Genomic DNA, 17534 nt, shown 5'->3' on the forward strand with positions numbered 1-17534 from the left:
TGTCACCTGGGAGCGAGGCGGAACCGTGGCTGGTTCGGAGACGTTCGTCATCGTCGGCGCCGGGATGGCCGGTGCGAAGGGCGCGCAGGCGCTGCGCGAGCAGGGTTTCGACGGCCGGATCGTGCTGATCGGCGACGAACGGCACCGCCCGTACGAGCGTCCCCCGCTGTCCAAGGGTTACCTGATGGGCAACACCGACTTCGACACCGCCTACGTGCACGAGGAGCGCTGGTACGCCGACAACCGGGTGGATCTGCAGCTCGGGACGTCGGTGCGGCGCATCGACCGGTCACTGCGGCAGGTGGAGCTGCCGGACGGTTCCCGCCTGGATTTCGACAAGCTGCTGCTGGCCACCGGCGCCAACCCGCGTTCCCTGCCGGTCCCGGGCATCGAGGCCGACGGGGTGCTGCATCTGCGCCGCGTGGCGGACTCCGACCGGATCAAGCAGACCCTGGCCGAGGTGGAACGGCTCGTCGTGGTCGGCGCGGGCTGGATCGGCCTGGAGGTGACCGCCGCGGCGCGCGCGGCCGGGGTGGCCGTGACCGTCGTGGAGACCGCGGAGCTACCGTTGCTGCGGGTGCTCGGCCGTGAGGTCGCGGAGGTCTTCGCCGCCCTGCACCGCGACCACGGCGTCGACTTCCGGTTCGCCACCGTGGTCACCGAGATCATCACCGCGGACGGGCGCGTGCGTGGTGTCCGGCTCAGGGACGGCACCGAACTGCCCGCCGAAGCGGTGCTGGTGGCGGTCGGCGTGGACCCGGAGACCTCGCTCGCCCGCGAAGCCGGGCTGCGGGTGAACAACGGCATCGTCGTCGACGCCTCGCTGCGCACCGCCGACCCGAACATCGTCGCGGCCGGTGACGTGGCCAACGCCTTCAACCCGCTGCTGGGCAAGCAGATTCGCGTGGAGCACTGGGCGAACGCGCTGAACCAGCCCGCGGTCGCGGCGGCGGCGATGCTCGGCCGCGACGACAAGTACGCCGAACTGCCGTACTTCTTCACCGACCAGTACGACCTGGGCATGGAATACCGGGGACTCGCCGGACCGGACGACTACGACCAGGTGGTCTTGCGCGGCAATGTCGAAGGCCGCGAGTTCGTGGCGTTCTGGCTGCGGGACGGCAGGGTGCTCGCGGGCATGAACGTCAACATCTGGGATGTGGGCGACCAGATTGAGAGGTTGATCAGATCCGGTTCCCCCGTTGATCCAGCACGCCTCGCCGACACGGAGACCCCCCTCGACGACCTCCTCCCCCGCTGAGCACTTCTCTCGCACGCGCCCGGAACATGTTGCTGGACAACGACGAGCGCGCGGAGTTGGCGCGGTTGCTGACCGCGTGAGTCAGGTGGCCAGGCAGCGGTCGACGAAGGTGCCGATCAGGTCGTCGACGTCGAACGGCGCCAGGACGTCGGGGACCGTGAGGTTCTCCAGGATCAGACCGGTCATCGCGTAGTAGAGCAGGATCGTGGTCGTGTCGTCGCCGGGGAGGCCGGAGTCCCGGCGGCCCTGGACGTTCCGTTCCAGGTTGGTGCGCAGGGTTTCGGTCAGCGCCGCCCGCAGCTCCGGGCGGCGGGTCGCCTCCAGCCGCAGTTCCAGCAGGGCCAGCCAGCCGGTCCGGTCGGCGGAGATGTGGTGGTACAGCGCCCGCATCAGCTCGGCGAGCAGGTCACGGGACGGCGGCTGCGCCGGATCGACGCCGGCGGGGTCGAGGGACAGGCGCTCGTGGATGTGCGCACCGACCTGGTTGAGCAGATCGTCCCGGTTGGCGAAGTAGTTCGACGCGGTGCCCTTCGGCACCCCGGCCTCGGCGTCGACGGCGCGGAAGGTCAGGCCGCGCGCGCCGTCCCGCGCCAGCACCTCGATCGCCGCGTTGACCAGCGCGGTCCGCCGCGCCGGGTTCTGCACCATCGCTCCTCCTGAGAAAGAGCCTTGCAACCACTACGTACAGAGTACTACATTCGAAGTACTACATCCGAAGTGGTTCAGGGATCGGAGGTTCCCATGCGCAAGCTCACCTACCTGGTCGCGTCGACCATTGACGGCGTCATCACCGGCCCGGCCAACGACAACCCGGACTTCTTCCTGCACGAGGGCGACCACGGCGACCACCTCCACGCCGAGTACCCGGAGATCATCCCGACGCACATCCGCCCGCTGGTGGGCCTCACCGACGCGCCGAACAAGCACTTCGACACCGTCCTGCAGGGCCGCCGCAGCTGGGAGATCGGCGTCCAGGCCGGAATGACGAACGCCTACCAGCACCTGCGCAGCATCGTGTTCTCCCGCAGCATCACCGAAAGCCCCGACCCGACGGTGGAGTTCGTCAACACCGACCCGCTGGAGCGCGTCCTGCAGCTGAAACGGGAACCAGGCGCGGGCATCTGGCTCTGCGGCGGCGCGACGCTGGCCGCGGCGCTGCGCCCGGCGATCGACGAACTCATCATCAAGCTCCACCCGATCGTCGCCGGAGCGGGTATTCCCCTGTTCAACGGCGAATTCTCACCCCAGCAGTACGACCTGACCAACGTCCAGACCTTCGACAGCAGCGTCGTCCACCTGACCTACACCAAGCGCGCCGAGCACGCACCGGACGAGCTAGGCCACGGTGTGGCGCTACGGGGTTCGACCGGTGATCGCCACCCTGTTGGATGACCTGATCGCGCGTTGATCTCGGCATTCGGCCTGGCCGGTACGCTCCGGGCATGGCCGGACACGTGATCGTGGTAACGACGACCGACAGCGAGGACAGGGCGCGCGAGCTGGCGTCGAGCGTGATCGACGCGAAGCTGGGAGCCTGCGCGCAGATCGTTCCCATCACCAGCGTCTACCGCTGGGAGGGCAAGGTCGAGACGGACCCGGAATGGCGCGTCGAGATCAAGACGGCTGCTGATCGAGTGGCCGACCTGACGGACCACCTGAAGAAAATCCACACCTACGACGTGCCGGAGATCGTTGCGATCCCGATCGAGGGTGGCTCGGCCGAGTACCTGTCGTGGGTGGTGGACGAGACCCGCAGCTAGGTCTTCTGGTGCAAGCTCTCAGTCAGCCGCTCGCGGGCCTTCCCGCCGCTTCCCCGCCCTGGGGTAGGCAGGAGTTCCACGGCCTCCCACAGCCACGACACCGGGACCGACCACCAAGTTCGCCTGAACCTGGAGGTTGCTGCCCGAGTCGGCCCGTCGGGCAACCCGATGCGGCGCCGGATCAGTCCCGGTAGGTCACGGTGACCGGGGCGTGGTCGGACCAGCGCAGGTCGTAGGAGGGAGCCCGTTCCACGCGGGCCTCCACCGCTCGCTCCGCCAGACTCGCCGTGGCCACGTGGTAGTCGATGCGCCAGCCGGAGTCGTTGTCGAACGCCTTGCCCCGGTAGGACCACCAGGAGTACGGGCCCGGTCCCTCCGGGTGCAGGCGGCGCACCACGTCCACGTAGCCGCTGTCGAAGATCTCGGTCAACCAGGCCCGTTCCTCCGGCAGGAAACCGGCCTCCTTCTGGTTGGCCTTCCAGTTCTTCAGATCGATCTCGCGGTGCGCGATGTTCCAGTCGCCGCACACCAGAACCTCGCGGCCGTCGGCCGCGGCGCGCTCGCGGAGGTCGCCCAGGTACGCCTGGAACTCCTTCATGAAGCGCTCCTTCTCGTCCTGGCGCGGGGTGCCGACGTCGCCGCTGGGCAGGTAGAGGCTGCCGACCACCAGGCCGGGCAGGTCCACCTCCGCGTACCGGCCGCTGTCGTCGAACTCCGCGGACCCGAAGCCGATGCGCACCGCGGACGGCTCGACCCGGCTGTAGACGGCGACGCCGGCGCGGCCCTTCGCCGAGCTCGGGGCCAGGACGCTGTGCCAGCCGTCGGGCTCCCGCACCCCGGGCGGGAGCTGGTCGGGCTCCGCGCGTGTCTCCTGCAGGCAGATCACGTCGGCCCCGGTGGCGGCCAGCCACTCCACGAAGCCCTTCTTCGCCGCGGCGCGCAGGCCGTTGACGTTCACGGTCGACACAGTCAGCACGGCCCGAGGGTAACCACCACCCCAACCGATCAGTCCGCGCGGTGCGGCTGCGGTGACGCACCTCGCGGCCCGGTCAGGTCCGGCGGAACGGCTCCCGGCACCGCGTGCAGCGGGCGGCGCGCGGTGCGGCCGGTCGCGGCCGCAACCACATGCAGACCCGGGCCCCGCCGAGACTCGAGCGGTCGACGGCGAGCCGTCCTCCGGTCGACTCCGCGACGCGGCGCGCGATGTCCAAGCCGAGCCCGGTGGACCCGGCGCTGCTCCGGCCGCGCTGCACCGCCGCGGACGACTCGGCCACCCCGGGCCCGGCGTCCTCCACCACGACCCCTACGAGCCCGTCCCCGCGCTGCAACGACACCACGAACTCGGTGCGCTCGGGAGTGTGCCGGAAGACGTTGCCCACCACCGCGTCCACCGACGCTTCCAGCTCCGCACGCGGCACCGGGACGTACACCTCGCCGTCCGCGCCGCGCAGGCTCCACGGCCTCCCCTGGTCCTCGGCCAGCGCGGACCAGAACTCCAGCCGGTCCCGCAGCAGTTCCGCCACGTCGCAGTCGGCCTCGTCGCACGGACCGGCGCGGCGGGCGCTGGTGATCACCAAATCCACCTCGCGCTCCAGCCGGTCGATCGCCTGCCGGGTCTGCTCGGCGGCCGGTCCGTCGCCGAGGGCTTCGGCGTTGAGCCGCAACGCGGTCAGTGGGGTGCGCAGCCGGTGCGAGAGGTCCGCGGCCATCTCCCGCTCGGCGGCGAGGAGGTGGCGGACCCGGTCGGCCATCGCGTTGAACGCCCGGCCCGCCTCGACCAGCTCCGGCGGTCCGCTGGGGTCCACCCGGACCGTCAGGTCACCGGCACCGAGCGCCGAGGACGCCTCCGCCAGCCGCGTCGTGGCCCGGACGACGCGCGCTCCGAGCCGGTCGGCGACCACCAGCGACGCGCTGACCAGGACCAGACCGACGGCGCCGAGCACCAGCCACGACCGCAGCACCCCGCGGGTCTGCTCCTCGGCCGGGACGAAGACCTCGGCGACCGCGGTCCGGCCCCCATCCAGTGCGATCGACTGCACGAACGCGGTGCCGCCGGGCACCCCGACGGACGCGGTGCGCATCTCGGCCATCGCCGCGCGGACCTCGCTCGCACCGATCCGGGACCGCCCCACGACCCGGCCGTCGGGCAGGTACACCGCGAGGCGACCACTCTGGCCCGCGCGGGTGCTGGCGACCGCGCGGGCGACGAGCCCGGGATCGGTGGTGGTTGCCAGCACCGGGGCCAGCGCCACGGCCTGCCGCTCGGCGTCGGACATCGCCTGGTCGCGGGCCATTTCGCGGATCATCAGCCCGAGCGGGATGAGGAACGCCAGCGCGACCATCGAGGTCACGGCCAGCGCCACCAGCACGATTGTCCGCCTCATTCCGGAGCCACGATCTTCACGCCGACACCGCGGACGGTGTGCAGGTAGCGGGGGTCGGCGGCGCTTTCGCCGAGCTTGCGCCGCAGCCAGGACAGGTGCACGTCGATGGTCTGGTCGTCGCCGTAGGACTGCCGCCACACCTGCGCGAGCAGCTCGCGGCGCGGCACGACGCGCCCCGGCCGGGCGGCCAGGTAGGCGAGCAGGTCGAACTCGCGGCGGGTCAGCTCCAGCTCGGTGCCGTCGAGGTGTGCCACCCGGCTGTCGACGTCGATGCGCAGCCCGCCGACCTCCAGCAGCTGCGGTGGTTGCGCGCCCCGGGCGCGCCGCAGCACCGCTTCGATGCGGGCGTTGAGGTGTTCGCTGGAGAAGGGTTTGACGACGTAGTCGTCGGCTCCGGCGCGCAGCAGGCGCACGATCTCGGTCTCGTCGTCGCGGGCGGTGGCCACGATGGTGGGCACGTCGGAGATCCCGCGGATCATCTTCAGCGTCTCGCGACCGTCGAGGTCGGGCAGCCCGAGGTCGAGGATGATGACGTCCGGCGGGTGTTCGGCCACCTCCCGCAACGACGCCAGGGCGGTCCCGACGCTGCGCACCACCCAGTCGCGCGCGCTGAGGTCGCGGATCATGGCCGCTCGCACGACCGGGTCGTCCTCGACAACCAACACCACAGCCATGGCGCGACGATACGGGGAGTATGAGAAAGCTTCGTATTCTGGTCAGCGGGTCAGGCACGCCCGGTCGGCGCTTGCGCGGCCCCGACCGGACGTCGAGGATATGGCTCCCATGCGCGCGAAACGAGTTCTCACCTACGCCGGCGTGTGGTTGGCCGCGACCACGGCGGCCGTCACGCTGTCCTGGCTCGGCGTGCGCGATGTCATCCGCGGCGCCGTGTTCGACCAGCCCGACTCCGTGCCCGTGGTCCGTCCGGCGGCCGAGCCCGCGCCGCCGCCCACCACCGGCGCACCGCCCGTCACCAGCACCCCGACTCCGACACCCCCACCGCCCGAGCCAACCATGCCCAGGACGACCACAGTGGAGCGACCGGTGGCCCGAGAACCCGCTCCCGCACCGGCGTCCGACGGCGGCGACGTGCGCGCCTACGACATCATGGGCGGTCAGGTGGTCCTTTCGCTGCACCCGAATTACGCCGAACTCATCTCGGCCACGCCGAGCCCCGGCTACTCGGTGCGGACGTGGGAGCACCCCGACGGCTGGCTGCGTATCGAGTTCACCGCGGGACAGCACGGTTCCTCACTGATCGTGACCTGGCACGACGGCCCGATCCGCGTGTCGACGCAGGCGTACTGACTCAGGGCTTGCGGGCGAGGCCGCCGACCAGCAACCGGTGGTAGGGCTCAACGGGTTCGGTCCGCGGGCCGTCCGGCCACCAGTCCGTGACCGGCACCAGACCCGGCTCGAGCAGGTCGAGACCCCCGAAGCAGGTGGCGATCTCGGCGTGCGGGCGGAACCAGCCGGTGCCCATCTCGCTGCCGAGGTAGGCCCGCTCCATCTTGTCGGCCAGCTCGGTGGCCGACGCGTCCGCGGGGTCGGGTCGGCAGAAGTGGCTGATCGCCACGTAGGACCCGCGCGGCAGCGCCTCGACGTAGCGGGCCACCAGCTCCGCGGGCCGGTGTTCGTCGCCGACGTGGTGCAGGATGCCGAGCAGATACAGCGCGATCGGCCGCGACCAGTCGAGCCCGCGGGCCACGCCCGGATCGGCGAGCAGCCGCGCGGGTTCGGTGAGGTCCCCGGCCACGAAGTGGGTGCGGTCGTTCTCCGCCAGCAGCGCCCGCCCGTGCACGATCGCCGTGGGGTCGTTGTCGACGTAGATCACGGTCGCGTCGGGGTTGATCCGCTGCGCGACCTCGTGGGTGTTCTCCTGGGTGGGCAGCCCGGAGCCGCAGTCGAGGAACTGGTCCACGCCGCACGTGCCGGCGAGGTACCGGGTGATCCGCAGCAGGAAGGCGCGGTTCTCCCGGGCGAGCGCGCCCGGTTTCGGGGTGATCGCGGCGAGCTTGTCGCGTACTTTGCGGTCGGCGGCGTAGTTGTCCTTACCGCCGAGGAGAGCGTCGTAGACCCGGGCGCTGCTGGGCCGTGTCGAGTCGATTTCCGCCGGGACACCCACCCGCCCGTCACCAGTCCGCGCCATGCCTCTCCCCAACCGCTGTTTTCCCCGGCAAAACCCAGCGTAGGGGATAATCCGCGCTGCGGATACGTACGGGGTAGCTGCCCCCGATCTGGGTAAGGCACTCGACCTGTGGCGGGATTCCACTAGTATCCCCTCGCGTAACGTTCCGCCACCGGATCGCGACAGGCGAGCAGAAGCCCGCAGCAGCAGGAGGTCTCGGCGTGGCCCCGGACAGCGCCACGGGAAGCGGCCCAACGGCCCGCCGTCTCGTGCTGGGCAGCCAGCTTCGCAGGTTGCGTGAGGCAAACGGGATCTCCCGCGAGGACGCCGGTTATGCGATCCGCGGTTCCGGCTCCAAGATCAGTCGGCTGGAGCTCGGTCGCGTCGGCTTCAAGGAGCGCGATGTCGCCGACCTGCTCACGCTCTACGGCGTGACCGACGAGCAGGAGCGCGCCACGTTCCTCGACCTGGTGCGCCGCTCGAACGAGCCGGGTTGGTGGCACAGTTTCAACGACCTGATCGCGCCGTGGTTCCAGGACTTCGTCGGCCTGGAGGAGTCCGCGGCGCGGATCCAGACCTACGAGATCCAGTTCGTGCCCGGCCTGCTGCAGACCGAACGGTACGCCCGCGCGGTCGCCACGCAGGGGCGGCCGGAGTTCACCGAGGAGGAGCTGGACCGGCGGGTGCGGCTGCGGATGCAGCGCCAGAAGCTGCTCCACCAGCCCAAGGGCCCGCGGCTGTGGGCGGTGATCGACGAGTCGGTGCTGCATCGGCCGATCGGCGGGGTCGAGGTGCTGCGCGAGCAGATCGAGCACCTGCTGGACGTGACCGCGCTGCCGACGGTGACGCTGCAGATCCTGCCGTTCGAGCTTGGGCGCTCGGGTGCCGAGGGTGCGTTCACCATCCTGCGCTTCGCCGAACCGGAAATCCCGGACATCGTCTACCTGGAGCACCTCTGCGGGGCGCTGTACCTGGACAAACCCGACGAGGTCGAGGTCTACAGCAAGGTCAGCCACCGGCTCGCGGTTGACGCGCAGACGCCGGAGGAGACCCGCAAGACGCTCAAGGCCGCGCTGACCCGCTCGTGGTGATCCGCGCTCGCGTGCACGCTCTCTTCCCGTTCTTCCCGGAGTGATCCGGCGGTTGACAGGGTCCGCCGCGCTGGGCCGACAAGCCACCCCGCGACGCCTTTCCGCAGGTCAGAAAGCGTACGCCGGGCGAGTGCGAGGACAACGACGGGCCAGCGCCGTAGTCACGCGTTACCGCCGGAAGAGTGATCAACATCTCACTCATCTGCACGTGCATTTAACCGTGCATCTGCACCTGCTAACGTGAGTGCACGATCAACTGCACGTGCAGATGATCGTGCAGAGTTATTCGGGGAAGGGTGGGGTTCGGATGACGGACATCCGCAACGGCATGCCCGCGAAGCAGCTTCCCGACGTGGTGTGGCGGAAGAGCCGCCACAGCGGAGCGGTGGGCAACTGCGTCGAATTGGCACCACTGGTCGACGGCGGGATCGCCGTCAGAAACTCGCGCTACCCCGATGGCCCAGCACTGGTGTACAGCCGGGACGAAATCGCCGCATTTCTCCATGGGGCCAAGGACGGGGAGTTCGACGATCTGATCGTCTGACGCACCGGCGTCCGAGGCTCCAGCCATGGTCGACGTAGCCCTTACGAGGAAATTCGGTGGCGCCATGAACGAGATAACGAACGGCCTACAGGCGCTGGTGGCCCGCGGATTCCAGTTCGCGCACCCGCGCGACGCCAACGGCGGACTGGTCGCAGTGGTCGGCATCCGCGTGCACCGCGGCGTGTTCGACATCCTGCAGTTGTTCGGGGAGACCGACGCCGACGCGGCGCGTATCCCCGGCGACGAACCGGACGTGCTGTTCCCGAGCAAGGTGCTGTGGCGGACCACCGGCCCGGCCCGCGAGGTGATCAACGACCTGCTCGCCCTGTCCGAACCGGCACCGGAACTGGGCGCGCAACCCAAGGGCTGCTGGCTGCCCGCCCACGCGGGCCGCTCGACCTGGCTGGCCGCGTCGGCCTGAGCCCCCAGAGGCGGACCGCCGCCCCGCAGCCCCGCCCCGACCCCGGCGCCGGTAAATCCATCCGCCGTCCCCCTTCCGGCCCGGGTGTCCCCCGAAAGAACCGAGTTCCCGCGCCACGGCGCCCGGCGCGGGAACTCGGTCGGGCCACTCCGCTCAACCCACCTCGTACATGGGATTGGGCAGCTTCACCGGGCGTTCGGCGTGGCCTCCGTCGAGGTCGGACTGCTGGTCCCCGACATTGAGGACGATCCGGTAGCCCTGCCGCTCGATGTCCGCCCGGGCCCCGCTCTTGTACGGCACCACCGACGGGTTGTGGTCGCCGACCGGCCGCAGGTACAGACCATCCGGTTCCGGGTAGCCCTCCTCGCGCAGGTCCTGCGCGCTGGCCTGGCGCATCTGCGCGGTGTCCCGGCGGCCGGTGACGAAGAAGACCGCCACGCCGTGCTCGTCGGCGAAGCGCACCAGATCCCGGGTCGCACCGATCGCGGTCGGCTTGCGGCCCAGTACGAACTCGTCGAACTCCGCCTTGTCGTAGCCGAAGTCGTTGGCCACCTCATAGTCGTAGGTGGACAGACTGGTCTCGTCAATGTCCAGCACGACAGCCGGTTTCGGCACGCCCTGCTGCAATCGGTGCGCCAGGTACCGCCGGGCCTGCTCGTCGATGCGGGCGATGTCGGCGTCCCAGCGACCCGAATCGTGGTACTCCACAATGGACTGCTTGAGGTCGGACAGGTTCGGTCGCGGCTCACCGGACGCGCCACCGGCGCCCTGGGCGGCGGCACAGCCGCTGGCGAGCGCGCCGACCAGCGCGAGAGCCGCGGCCGTCGAGGCGCGGTGGGTTGGCGTGGAACGGGACAAGTCAGGAAACCTCCTTGCGCGGTGATCCAGACACATGCGCGCCCCGTCGTGCTCAGCTGGAGCGCTGATCACCGGCGCGCAGCCGCTACGACGATAGTTCCGCGGGGCTGCGGGCACCGGGCAGTTCAGCCAGCCTGGGGTAGGGCGCCGGTGCCGCCGCGAGCCGGTGCCGCGTGTCGGTCACCGGCGTTACGGTCATCGGACCGGACCCGGTCCCGCGAGGGGAGGCAGCGGGTATGCCGAACGCCGCAGTGCATGCCGCGCGATTTCTCGCCGACCACGCCACCGACCCGATCAGGCTGGCTGACGTCGCGGACTACGTCGGCTACAGCCCGTTTCACCTGGCCAGGTGCTTCGAGCGGGTGCTCGGCGTGCCTCCGGGCCAGTTCCTGGCCGCGCACCGCTTCCACCGCGCCAAGCAGCTGCTGCTCGCCGGCGACGACCGGATCGCCGACATCTGCTTCGCGGTCGGGTTCAACTCGATCGGCACCTTCACCCGGCGGTTCGTCGAGGTCGTCGGGGTCAGCCCGACCGAGTTCCGCCGCCTGCCGGACGCCCTGACCGACGCACCACCGGAACCGGTGCACGTGCCGGGCCCGGTGCCGCACGGCGGCGCCGTCACCGGCTCGGCCCGCATCAGCCCGGCGGCCCAGGCCACCCTCGGTCCGGCCGCGGTGTACGTGGGGCTGTTCCCGCGCCGGTCCGCGCGCGGCATCCCGGTTAGCGGGGCGCTGCTCGACGACACCGGCGAGTTCGCGCTCACCGGTGTCCCGCCGGGGGACTACTGGCTGCTGTCCACCGCCCTGGCGTCCCGGGCCGACGCTTCCACCCAGCTCGTCCCCGCGCGCAGCGTCCTCGGCAGCTCGCCACGCCCGGTGCACATCTGCGCCCAGCAGCGGCACCACCACCGCGACCTGCTGCTCGACCTCGCCGCCGACTGGATGGCGCCCGTGCTGGTCGCGCTGCCGCCGCTGGCCTCCCCCATTGCGCAAGATCGGAGAAGACAGGGCTGACCGACAGGTCTAGCGTGACCAGCGACAGACGCCCCTGGGGACGGTCAAGGAGTGCAGGATGAGCCGGGTTCGAGTTCTGGTCGGCACCCGCAAGGGCGCCTTCGTGCTGACCGCCGACGGCACACGGCAGGACTGGGAGATCAGCGGGCCGTACTTCGGCGGCTGGCAGGTCTACCACCTCAAGGGATCGCCGACCGCCCCGGACCGGCTCTACGCGTCGCAGTCGCTGGGCTGGTTCGGCCAGCTCATCCAACGCTCCGACGACGGTGGCCGGACCTGGGAGCCGGTGGACAACGCCTTCACCTACGAGGGCAGTCCCGGCACCCACCAGTGGTACGACGGCACGCCGCACCCGTGGGAGTTCGAGCGGGTCTGGCACCTGGAGCCGTCGCCGACCGACCCGGACACGGTGTACGCCGGGGTCGAGGACGCGGCGCTGTTCCGCACCACCGACGGTGGCCAGTCCTGGCACGAGCTCCCGGCGCTGCGGGAGCACGAGTCGGCCGCGGGGTGGCAGCCGGGTGCGGGAGGTCTGTGCCTGCACACGATCATCCACGCGCCGGACAACCCCGACCGCCTCTTCGCCGCGATCTCGGCGGCCGGGGTGTTCCGCACCGACGACGGGGGCAAGAGCTGGCAGCCGATCAACCGCGGCCTGCACTCGCAGGGCATCCCGGACCCCGACGCCGCGGTCGGGCACTGCGTGCACCGCATCGCGCTGCACCAGGCGCGGCCGAACGTGCTGTTCATGCAGAAGCACTGGGACGTGATGCGCAGCGACGACGCCGGCGAGTCGTGGTACGAGATCAGCGGCGACCTGCCCTCCAACTTCGGGTTCCCCATCGAGGTACACGCCCACGAACCCGACACGGTGTACGTCGTGCCGATCAAGAGCGACGAGCAGCACTACCCGCCGGACGGCAGGCTGCGCGTGTACCGCAGCCGGGTCGGCGGGCACGAGTGGGAGCCGCTGACCGACGGGCTGCCGCAGAGCAACTGCTACGTCAACGTGCTGCGGGACGCCATGGCGGTCGACTCGCTGGACGACTGCGGCGTCTACTTCGGCACCACGGGTGGCCAGGTGTACGTCTCGGCCGACGCCGGGAACAGCTGGCGACCGATCGTCCGGGACCTCCCGGCGGTGCTGTCGGTGGAGGTGCAGACGCTGCCATGATCCGGGTCGCACTCCCCACCCACCTGCGCAACCTCGCCAGGATCACCGACCACGAGGTGCTGCTGGACGTCGACGAGCCGGTGACGCAGCGGGCGGTCCTCGACGCGCTCGAGGACCGGTTCCCGATGCTGCGCGGCACGGTCCGCGACCAGCAGACGCAGCGCCGGCGCGCCTTCATTCGGTTCTTCGCCTGCGAGGAGGACCGCTCCCACGACTCCCCGGACGACCCGCTGCCGCCGGAGGTGGTCAGCGGAAAGGAGCCGTACCTGATCGTCGGCGCGATGGCGGGCGGCTGAGGAGCGTTCGGGATACCCGCGAGTACCTCGCGACCGACGATCCTGTGTGGACGCTTCCGCATTCCGCCGCACACCACCGGTTCCGCCACCGGCACCGCCGCGCGAAACCATCCCCGCAGCCTCTAATGGGTGGTCAACTCGGATCGTGGGCGTGTTGGCGTGCCGACGGGTGATCTCGGTGGCAGGTTGTGCCGCGTCGATCCGCCGGTCGACGTCCGGTTCCTGGCGGAACCGACCGGCGGCACGACGCAGTCAGCAACCATCGAGATCGGAGTCTGCGAAGTGCGTAGTTCGGTTCGTGCGCTGTTCGCCGGTGTCGCTGCCGCCGGGATGCTCGCGATGGGCGCCACGCCCGCGCTGGCCGCGAAGGACAGCAAGAAGGAGTCCGACGACGACTCCACCGTCACCGCGGCCGCCGAGGGTGGCGACGGCGGCAACGGCGGCAACGGCGGGTTCGCCCTGAACATCTGCCCGGCGATCGGGATCCTCGCCAAGGCCGAGGCGGACTGCAGCGCCGCGAACGGCGGCGACGCCAACGGCGGCGACGCGGACGCGTGGGCCGAGGACGACAGCAACGAGATCGAGCGGTATCGGGACTAAACACCGCTGCCGGGTCAGGGGGGTCCGCGGGTACCGGATCTCTCCCCTGACCCACCGGCCCGATGGCGGTCGGCTCAGATCGAACGACCTGAAACGGAGTACCAGTGACCAGTTCTGTTCGCCTGCTCGGCACCGCCGTCGCCCTCGGTACGAGCCTGCTGGCGGCGGGCCTGCTGCCCTCGGCGGCCGCGTTCGCCGACAGCGACATCGGCAAGGCCGGCGACGTGGGCGAGGACGGCGCCGGGTTCAGCGTGTGTAAGCCGATCAGCTTCACCGGCCAGATCACGGTGCAATGCTCGGTCGCCCCGAACGGCGGGGCTGCCGACGGCGAGGCAACGGCGGCTGTCGCGGAGTCCGAGGAGGACTCGGAGAGCTCGGACGACTGAGGCGACACCGCGCGCCCACGGAAAGTGCCGACCCCGCTGTGGGGTCGGCACTTCTGCGTTCGGGGGCGGGAAAAGCGGCGGGGCCGACCGCTGGTGTGCGGCCGGCCCCGTTTCGCGCGCGGGAAGTCGCCGAGCGCTACTTCCGCTTCTTGATGTGGTACTCGCGGTCGTTGTTGTCGTCCTCCGCGTAGGCGTCCGCGTCACCGCCGTTGGCGTTGCCGCCGTCGCCGGCGGAGCAGCTGGCCTTCGCCGGGGCCAGCAGCGCGATGGACGGGCAGATGTTCAGGCCGAAACCACCGTTGCCACCGTTGCCCCCGTCGCCGCCCTCAGCGGCCGCAGTGACCGTGGAGTCGTCGTCGGACTCCTTGTCCTTGCTCTTGGCCGCGAGGGCGGGCGATGCGCCCGCAGCCAGCATCCCGGCTGCGAGAGCCCCGGCGAGCATGAACCGAACAGTGCGCACTACGTACTCCGATCTGGATGGATACCACAGAGTCGAATTCCGGCTTCGCGCCGGGAACGCGCGACCGAACCAGAATCGACGCGTGGACTCTGGCACCGGAGCGGCCGTCACGCACAGACCGACATGCGGGCGACACCCCGAAGTCACCCAGAGGTGCGATGGGGGCGCGCGAAAAAAGAGCGTGCCGACCGGCACTGGCCGATCGGCACGCTCGGTGCGGACGATCAGGGATGTCCCTTCAGGCGACCTCAGTCGTTGTTCGAGGCATGCGAGTCGGCGTCGCCACCCACGCCGTTGCCGCCGTTGCCCGCGTCGCAGGAGCCTTCGCCCTCGCCGAGGATACCGACGCCGATGCCGCAGATGAGGTTCACGCCGAGGCCGCCGTCGCCGCCCTCGCCGTCACCACCCTCGGACGTGGCAACCGCGACCTGACCGTCGTCCTTGTGCTTGTCGTGGCCACCGGCGAAGGCCGGGGAACCGACAGCCAGCATCGCCGCAGCAGCAGCAGTAACACCCAGAAGGCGAATCGACGTACGCATTCGATCTACTCCCATCCATGGTTCGGACTGTGCCAAGTCGGCATGTTGGTTCCCGCGATATCCGGGAGATTGGGGTGCACCGACCGGCAAGAGAAACGTTCGCACCATTCCGCGGGTTCTGCCATGCCCTGCACCACCAAAGAGATTTGCCCGCCACACGAGCGGCTGCCCGGTTACTCACCGTCTACATGGGACGACTGTTTCCAGGCAGTCATCTCAACTGATCAGATGATTGAAATCGAGCGACGCGAACAAGATCGAAACAGTAGAATTGCGCGATCACCTGAAGATCAATTAAGTCCGGATCTGTTGCCGCGGCGAAGAAAACGGCGCTACGGGGAAAACCCTGCTCGGGTGGGTAGCTCGTTGGTGCCAAGTAGTCCGCGAGTGCCGGGCGTCCCCCGCGGACCCCGCCTAGCGTTCGTAACTGCTTTGCTGACGATCCTCATTTCAGGAGGCATGACATGGGAATCCGCCGTGACGTCACGGTCGCCCTGGCCGCCCTGGGCACCCTCGCCGGGGGTGCCGCGGCCACCGCGACGGCCTGGGCCAACCCGCCGCTGCACGTCGAGATGAGCCAGGTGCGGTGTTTCGACCCCGCGAAGTTCGACCTCACCGCCTGGCTGCCGAAGGGCATCCGGATCGCCCCACAGCCCACGGTGCTGGTGACCGTCCGCAGCTCCACCGGAGATGCGCGCCCGATCGCGTATTCGGTCACTGTGGACGGTCAACACCGGGCCAGCGGCTCGGTCAGCGGCGGCGGGATCTCCGCCAACGGCGTCACCGTCGCCAACGGCAGGGCATCCAGGATCGTTGTCACCACCAGCGACAAGGTGGTCGTCCTGGACCGGGTGGTGACCGGCCGCTGCTGATCCGCCCGCACAACGACGAGTGGCTCCACCGGGAAACCCGGTGGAGCCACTTTCGCGAGTGCGGCGCAGGCGGTTCGAAGGGCGAGAGTCACGCCCTCCAGGGCACGCAGAACTCACCTTGGCTCCGCCCGCGGTGTGCGCTGGCCCGCGAACGGTGACTTTCACGCCACACTCCCGCCTTCTCGGCAGGATGCCGCGTCCGCAACCGCCAAGCGAGCTACCGACGCGGCGTTGGGTGATCAGAAGTCGAACACGGCACCCGTCTGGTGCTTGAACGCGCAGAGGTTCGCCCCCGTGGCGCGGTAGTCGATCGGGCGGCCCCGCCAGGTCCCGACCGCGGTGGCCCACACCTGGCGGGCGTCCTTGGTGCAGTGCCCGGCCCTGCCGGATCCCAGGCGCTCGAGGTTCCCATCGACCTTCATCAGGTCCGCACAGGCGAGCTCGGCGCGCGGATGGTTGCCGCCGACGGGTTCGCAGTGCAGGACGACACTTCGGGAAATCTGACGATCTGCCACGGTCAAGGTGATGGTGCTCTGCGCAGCGCTGGATGCGGCCGACGCGACTCCCGGGATCAACGCCGCCACCAGCAACGCACTTCCCGCCACGACACGGCCCAGCAACCGATGAGCGCTCATTGTCCCGCCGTCCTCCATGTTGACCGGAATTCGACCCCTGTCCTCTCTTACCGCACCCGGATCGATCTTTCCTGGCGAGACCCCAACGATCACCTTTCGGATGGCCCCGGAACGGTCATCACTACCGCCCGCCACCGCGGGATCGGGCCGGATGCGCAAAGCGCGTCGCATGACCGGATGACCGCAGCACGACCCGGCGATGCCCGCGACCGGCGGACGTGACACCACGCAACCTGAATTGCCCCACCAGTGTTCCGGGCGCGGAATCTCACGCGGAACCGGCAACCGCAATTCATGTCGACAAGTCGCCCGGATGCCCTTTCGACGCGCGCATCTCACCGCGGCCGGCCGGCGCGCAAATCGAGATCACGTCGCACATCGGGCACGCACAGTAGTCGAGATGACACACCAGCTGGTGGCCGCGTCCTCCAGCTCGTGATCACCGCGCGCACGGAGACTGCCGCCTTCCTGCACGCAACGCGGTGACGAGTCCCGTTCGGGTGCGGACGCCGCGTCGAAAGATCCAGTCCGGTTTCGTCCTGGATCATCACATGAGGTGAGCCCCGCAAATCTCGGCTTGCGCGCCTTTCCGACCGCGCTATGTTTTAGACGGCTCCGCCACGGCGGGCTTTTCCAAAACCCCGACAGGAATCTCATGGGCCGATTCGCCACGGGAAAGGGCAATCGGGGGTTCCTTGCGGCGCCATTCACCCATCATTGGAAAAGTACGAAGGGGATTGTAGATATGCGGACTGCCAAGCGCGTCATCGCTGCCACGGCTCTGGGCTTGCCCCTCCTGCTCGGTGCTCCGGGGATGGCGCTGGCGGACGGCGACCACCACGGTCACGGCAAGCCGTGCCACGAGAAGTGCGACGGGAAGCACGGCAAGAAGAAGGTCTGGGTGCAGGACCAGGACCTGAGCCAGGACCAGCACGCCAGCACCGACCAGCAGAACCACAACTCGTCGCCGATCTACCAGTGGAGCGTCGGGAGCAAGGGCGACCAGAACGCGCTGAACTGGGTTGCCCAGGACAACAGCAGCAGCACCGACCAGGTCGAGGTTGCGGCTCAGGAGCAGGAGCAGGAAGAGGAAGACTGACCCGTCCTGCAGT

Annotated in this window: 23 protein-coding genes; 14 read left to right on the plus strand and 9 right to left on the minus strand. The window is 69.8% G+C overall.

What is annotated here, in order from left to right:
- The first annotated feature begins 25 nt into the window (after positions 1-25).
- Complete coding sequence (locus IEY17_RS06810; protein ID WP_188986435.1) at positions 26-1261, plus strand: NAD(P)/FAD-dependent oxidoreductase; 1236 nt, start codon at positions 26-28, stop codon at positions 1259-1261.
- Between the two features lie 81 nt (positions 1262-1342).
- Here IEY17_RS06810 and IEY17_RS06815 read toward each other — a convergent pair whose 3' ends face one another.
- Positions 1343-1909, minus strand: a complete 567-nt coding sequence (locus IEY17_RS06815) for a TetR/AcrR family transcriptional regulator (RefSeq protein ID WP_188986436.1) — start codon at positions 1907-1909, stop codon at positions 1343-1345.
- Between the two features lie 93 nt (positions 1910-2002).
- Between IEY17_RS06815 and IEY17_RS06820 the strand changes: the two genes are divergently transcribed.
- Together IEY17_RS06820 and cutA are read left to right on the plus strand one after the other, a co-directional pair.
- Complete coding sequence (locus IEY17_RS06820; RefSeq protein ID WP_188986437.1) at positions 2003-2653, plus strand: dihydrofolate reductase family protein; 651 nt, start codon at positions 2003-2005, stop codon at positions 2651-2653.
- A 50-nt stretch (positions 2654-2703) separates the two neighbouring features.
- On the plus strand, positions 2704-3021 hold the full coding sequence (gene cutA / locus IEY17_RS06825; RefSeq protein ID WP_188986438.1) for a divalent-cation tolerance protein CutA: 318 nt from the start codon (positions 2704-2706) through the stop codon (positions 3019-3021).
- A gap of 181 nt (positions 3022-3202) precedes the next feature.
- Here the strand turns inward: cutA and IEY17_RS06830 are convergent, their stop codons facing one another.
- From IEY17_RS06830 to IEY17_RS06840, 3 genes are all read right to left on the minus strand, one after another.
- Positions 3203-3997 carry an exodeoxyribonuclease III gene (locus tag IEY17_RS06830; RefSeq protein ID WP_188986439.1) on the minus strand — a complete coding sequence of 265 codons (795 nt, stop codon included), beginning with the start codon at positions 3995-3997 and terminating at the stop codon, positions 3203-3205.
- A 73-nt stretch (positions 3998-4070) separates the two neighbouring features.
- Positions 4071-5405 carry a sensor histidine kinase gene (locus tag IEY17_RS06835; RefSeq protein WP_188986440.1) on the minus strand — a complete coding sequence of 445 codons (1335 nt, stop codon included), beginning with the start codon at positions 5403-5405 and terminating at the stop codon, positions 4071-4073.
- Positions 5402-6079 carry a response regulator transcription factor gene (locus IEY17_RS06840; protein WP_188986441.1) on the minus strand — a complete coding sequence of 226 codons (678 nt, stop codon included), beginning with the start codon at positions 6077-6079 and terminating at the stop codon, positions 5402-5404. Before IEY17_RS06840 ends, IEY17_RS06835 begins: the two co-directional genes overlap by 4 nt.
- Positions 6080-6188: 109 nt before the next feature.
- Between IEY17_RS06840 and IEY17_RS06845 the strand changes: the two genes are divergently transcribed.
- Positions 6189-6713, plus strand: coding sequence for a hypothetical protein (locus tag IEY17_RS06845; RefSeq protein ID WP_188986442.1), 525 nt, complete (start codon positions 6189-6191; stop codon positions 6711-6713).
- A gap of 1 nt (position 6714) precedes the next feature.
- Here IEY17_RS06845 and IEY17_RS06850 read toward each other — a convergent pair whose 3' ends face one another.
- Positions 6715-7554 (minus strand): SAM-dependent methyltransferase, encoded by an 840-nt coding sequence (locus tag IEY17_RS06850; RefSeq protein ID WP_188986443.1) that lies wholly within the window; start codon positions 7552-7554, stop codon positions 6715-6717.
- 200 nt (positions 7555-7754) lie between these two features.
- Here IEY17_RS06850 and IEY17_RS06855 point away from each other — a divergent pair, with 200 nt between their 5' ends.
- The 3 genes from IEY17_RS06855 (at position 7755) to IEY17_RS06865 (ending at position 9589) form a co-directional block, all read left to right on the plus strand.
- A complete protein-coding gene (locus IEY17_RS06855; protein WP_188986444.1) occupies positions 7755-8624 on the plus strand; it encodes a helix-turn-helix domain-containing protein in 870 nt (289 codons plus the stop codon).
- 307 nt (positions 8625-8931) lie between these two features.
- On the plus strand, positions 8932-9168 hold the full coding sequence (locus tag IEY17_RS06860; RefSeq protein WP_188986610.1) for a DUF397 domain-containing protein: 237 nt from the start codon (positions 8932-8934) through the stop codon (positions 9166-9168).
- Between the two features lie 64 nt (positions 9169-9232).
- Positions 9233-9589 (plus strand): hypothetical protein, encoded by a 357-nt coding sequence (locus IEY17_RS06865; protein ID WP_188986445.1) that lies wholly within the window; start codon positions 9233-9235, stop codon positions 9587-9589.
- Between the two features lie 153 nt (positions 9590-9742).
- Here the strand turns inward: IEY17_RS06865 and IEY17_RS06870 are convergent, their stop codons facing one another.
- Positions 9743-10447 carry an HAD family acid phosphatase gene (locus IEY17_RS06870; RefSeq protein WP_229679901.1) on the minus strand — a complete coding sequence of 235 codons (705 nt, stop codon included), beginning with the start codon at positions 10445-10447 and terminating at the stop codon, positions 9743-9745.
- Positions 10448-10683: 236 nt separating this feature from the next.
- On the opposite strand from IEY17_RS06870, the gene IEY17_RS06875 reads away from it, so the two are divergent.
- The 5 genes from IEY17_RS06875 (at position 10684) to IEY17_RS06895 (ending at position 13916) form a co-directional block, all read left to right on the plus strand.
- The gene (locus IEY17_RS06875; protein ID WP_188986447.1) at positions 10684-11460 is read left to right on the plus strand and encodes a helix-turn-helix domain-containing protein; all 777 of its coding nucleotides are present in this window, start codon (positions 10684-10686) and stop codon (positions 11458-11460) included.
- Between the two features lie 58 nt (positions 11461-11518).
- Complete coding sequence (locus IEY17_RS06880; RefSeq protein WP_188986448.1) at positions 11519-12634, plus strand: WD40/YVTN/BNR-like repeat-containing protein; 1116 nt, start codon at positions 11519-11521, stop codon at positions 12632-12634.
- Complete coding sequence (locus IEY17_RS06885) at positions 12631-12930, plus strand: MoaD/ThiS family protein (protein WP_188986449.1); 300 nt, start codon at positions 12631-12633, stop codon at positions 12928-12930. The genes IEY17_RS06880 and IEY17_RS06885 overlap by 4 nt, the downstream gene beginning before the upstream one ends.
- A 159-nt stretch (positions 12931-13089) precedes the next feature.
- Positions 13090-13530, plus strand: a complete 441-nt coding sequence (locus IEY17_RS25250) for a hypothetical protein (protein ID WP_229679902.1) — start codon at positions 13090-13092, stop codon at positions 13528-13530.
- A 104-nt stretch (positions 13531-13634) separates the two neighbouring features.
- The gene (locus IEY17_RS06895) at positions 13635-13916 is read left to right on the plus strand and encodes a hypothetical protein (RefSeq protein ID WP_188986450.1); all 282 of its coding nucleotides are present in this window, start codon (positions 13635-13637) and stop codon (positions 13914-13916) included.
- A gap of 136 nt (positions 13917-14052) precedes the next feature.
- Here the strand turns inward: IEY17_RS06895 and IEY17_RS06900 are convergent, their stop codons facing one another.
- Both IEY17_RS06900 and IEY17_RS06905 read right to left on the minus strand, forming a co-directional pair.
- Positions 14053-14376, minus strand: a complete 324-nt coding sequence (locus IEY17_RS06900) for a hypothetical protein (protein ID WP_229679903.1) — start codon at positions 14374-14376, stop codon at positions 14053-14055.
- Positions 14377-14624: 248 nt separating this feature from the next.
- Entirely contained in the window at positions 14625-14867 is a 243-nt protein-coding gene (locus tag IEY17_RS06905) for a hypothetical protein (protein ID WP_229679904.1), read from the minus strand.
- 512 nt (positions 14868-15379) lie between these two features.
- On the opposite strand from IEY17_RS06905, the gene IEY17_RS06910 reads away from it, so the two are divergent.
- Positions 15380-15787 carry a hypothetical protein gene (locus IEY17_RS06910; protein WP_188986451.1) on the plus strand — a complete coding sequence of 136 codons (408 nt, stop codon included), beginning with the start codon at positions 15380-15382 and terminating at the stop codon, positions 15785-15787.
- A gap of 239 nt (positions 15788-16026) precedes the next feature.
- Here the strand turns inward: IEY17_RS06910 and IEY17_RS25255 are convergent, their stop codons facing one another.
- Positions 16027-16647, minus strand: a complete 621-nt coding sequence (locus IEY17_RS25255) for an SSI family serine proteinase inhibitor (protein WP_229679905.1) — start codon at positions 16645-16647, stop codon at positions 16027-16029.
- Between the two features lie 520 nt (positions 16648-17167).
- On the opposite strand from IEY17_RS25255, the gene IEY17_RS06920 reads away from it, so the two are divergent.
- A complete protein-coding gene (locus tag IEY17_RS06920; protein ID WP_188986452.1) occupies positions 17168-17521 on the plus strand; it encodes a hypothetical protein in 354 nt (117 codons plus the stop codon).
- Positions 17522-17534: the final 13 nt, after the last annotated feature.

It is taken from the genome of Saccharopolyspora thermophila, from assembly GCF_014646075.1.
Taxonomy (GTDB): domain Bacteria; phylum Actinomycetota; class Actinomycetes; order Mycobacteriales; family Pseudonocardiaceae; genus Saccharopolyspora; species Saccharopolyspora thermophila.

Excerpts from the sequence above, each read along its gene's own strand:
- IEY17_RS06880 (WP_188986448.1), top strand. The coding sequence starts at position 11,519 with ATGAGCCGGGTTCGAGTTCTGGTCGGCACCCGCAAGGGCGCCTTCGTG.
- IEY17_RS06815 (WP_188986436.1), bottom strand. The coding sequence starts at position 1,909 with ATGGTGCAGAACCCGGCGCGGCGGACCGCGCTGGTCAACGCGGCGATC.
- IEY17_RS06840 (WP_188986441.1), bottom strand. The coding sequence starts at position 6,079 with ATGGCTGTGGTGTTGGTTGTCGAGGACGACCCGGTCGTGCGAGCGGCC.
- IEY17_RS06820 (WP_188986437.1), top strand. The coding sequence starts at position 2,003 with ATGCGCAAGCTCACCTACCTGGTCGCGTCGACCATTGACGGCGTCATC.
- cutA (WP_188986438.1), top strand. The coding sequence starts at position 2,704 with ATGGCCGGACACGTGATCGTGGTAACGACGACCGACAGCGAGGACAGG.
- IEY17_RS06910 (WP_188986451.1), top strand. The coding sequence starts at position 15,380 with ATGGGAATCCGCCGTGACGTCACGGTCGCCCTGGCCGCCCTGGGCACC.
- IEY17_RS06850 (WP_188986443.1), bottom strand. The coding sequence starts at position 7,554 with ATGGCGCGGACTGGTGACGGGCGGGTGGGTGTCCCGGCGGAAATCGAC.
- IEY17_RS06905 (WP_229679904.1), bottom strand. The coding sequence starts at position 14,867 with ATGCTGGCTGTCGGTTCCCCGGCCTTCGCCGGTGGCCACGACAAGCAC.
- IEY17_RS06845 (WP_188986442.1), top strand. The coding sequence starts at position 6,189 with ATGCGCGCGAAACGAGTTCTCACCTACGCCGGCGTGTGGTTGGCCGCG.
- IEY17_RS06920 (WP_188986452.1), top strand. The coding sequence starts at position 17,168 with ATGCGGACTGCCAAGCGCGTCATCGCTGCCACGGCTCTGGGCTTGCCC.
- IEY17_RS06865 (WP_188986445.1), top strand. The coding sequence starts at position 9,233 with ATGAACGAGATAACGAACGGCCTACAGGCGCTGGTGGCCCGCGGATTC.
- IEY17_RS06885 (WP_188986449.1), top strand. The coding sequence starts at position 12,631 with ATGATCCGGGTCGCACTCCCCACCCACCTGCGCAACCTCGCCAGGATC.
- IEY17_RS06875 (WP_188986447.1), top strand. The coding sequence starts at position 10,684 with ATGCCGAACGCCGCAGTGCATGCCGCGCGATTTCTCGCCGACCACGCC.
- IEY17_RS06860 (WP_188986610.1), top strand. The coding sequence starts at position 8,932 with ATGACGGACATCCGCAACGGCATGCCCGCGAAGCAGCTTCCCGACGTG.
- IEY17_RS06835 (WP_188986440.1), bottom strand. The coding sequence starts at position 5,405 with ATGAGGCGGACAATCGTGCTGGTGGCGCTGGCCGTGACCTCGATGGTC.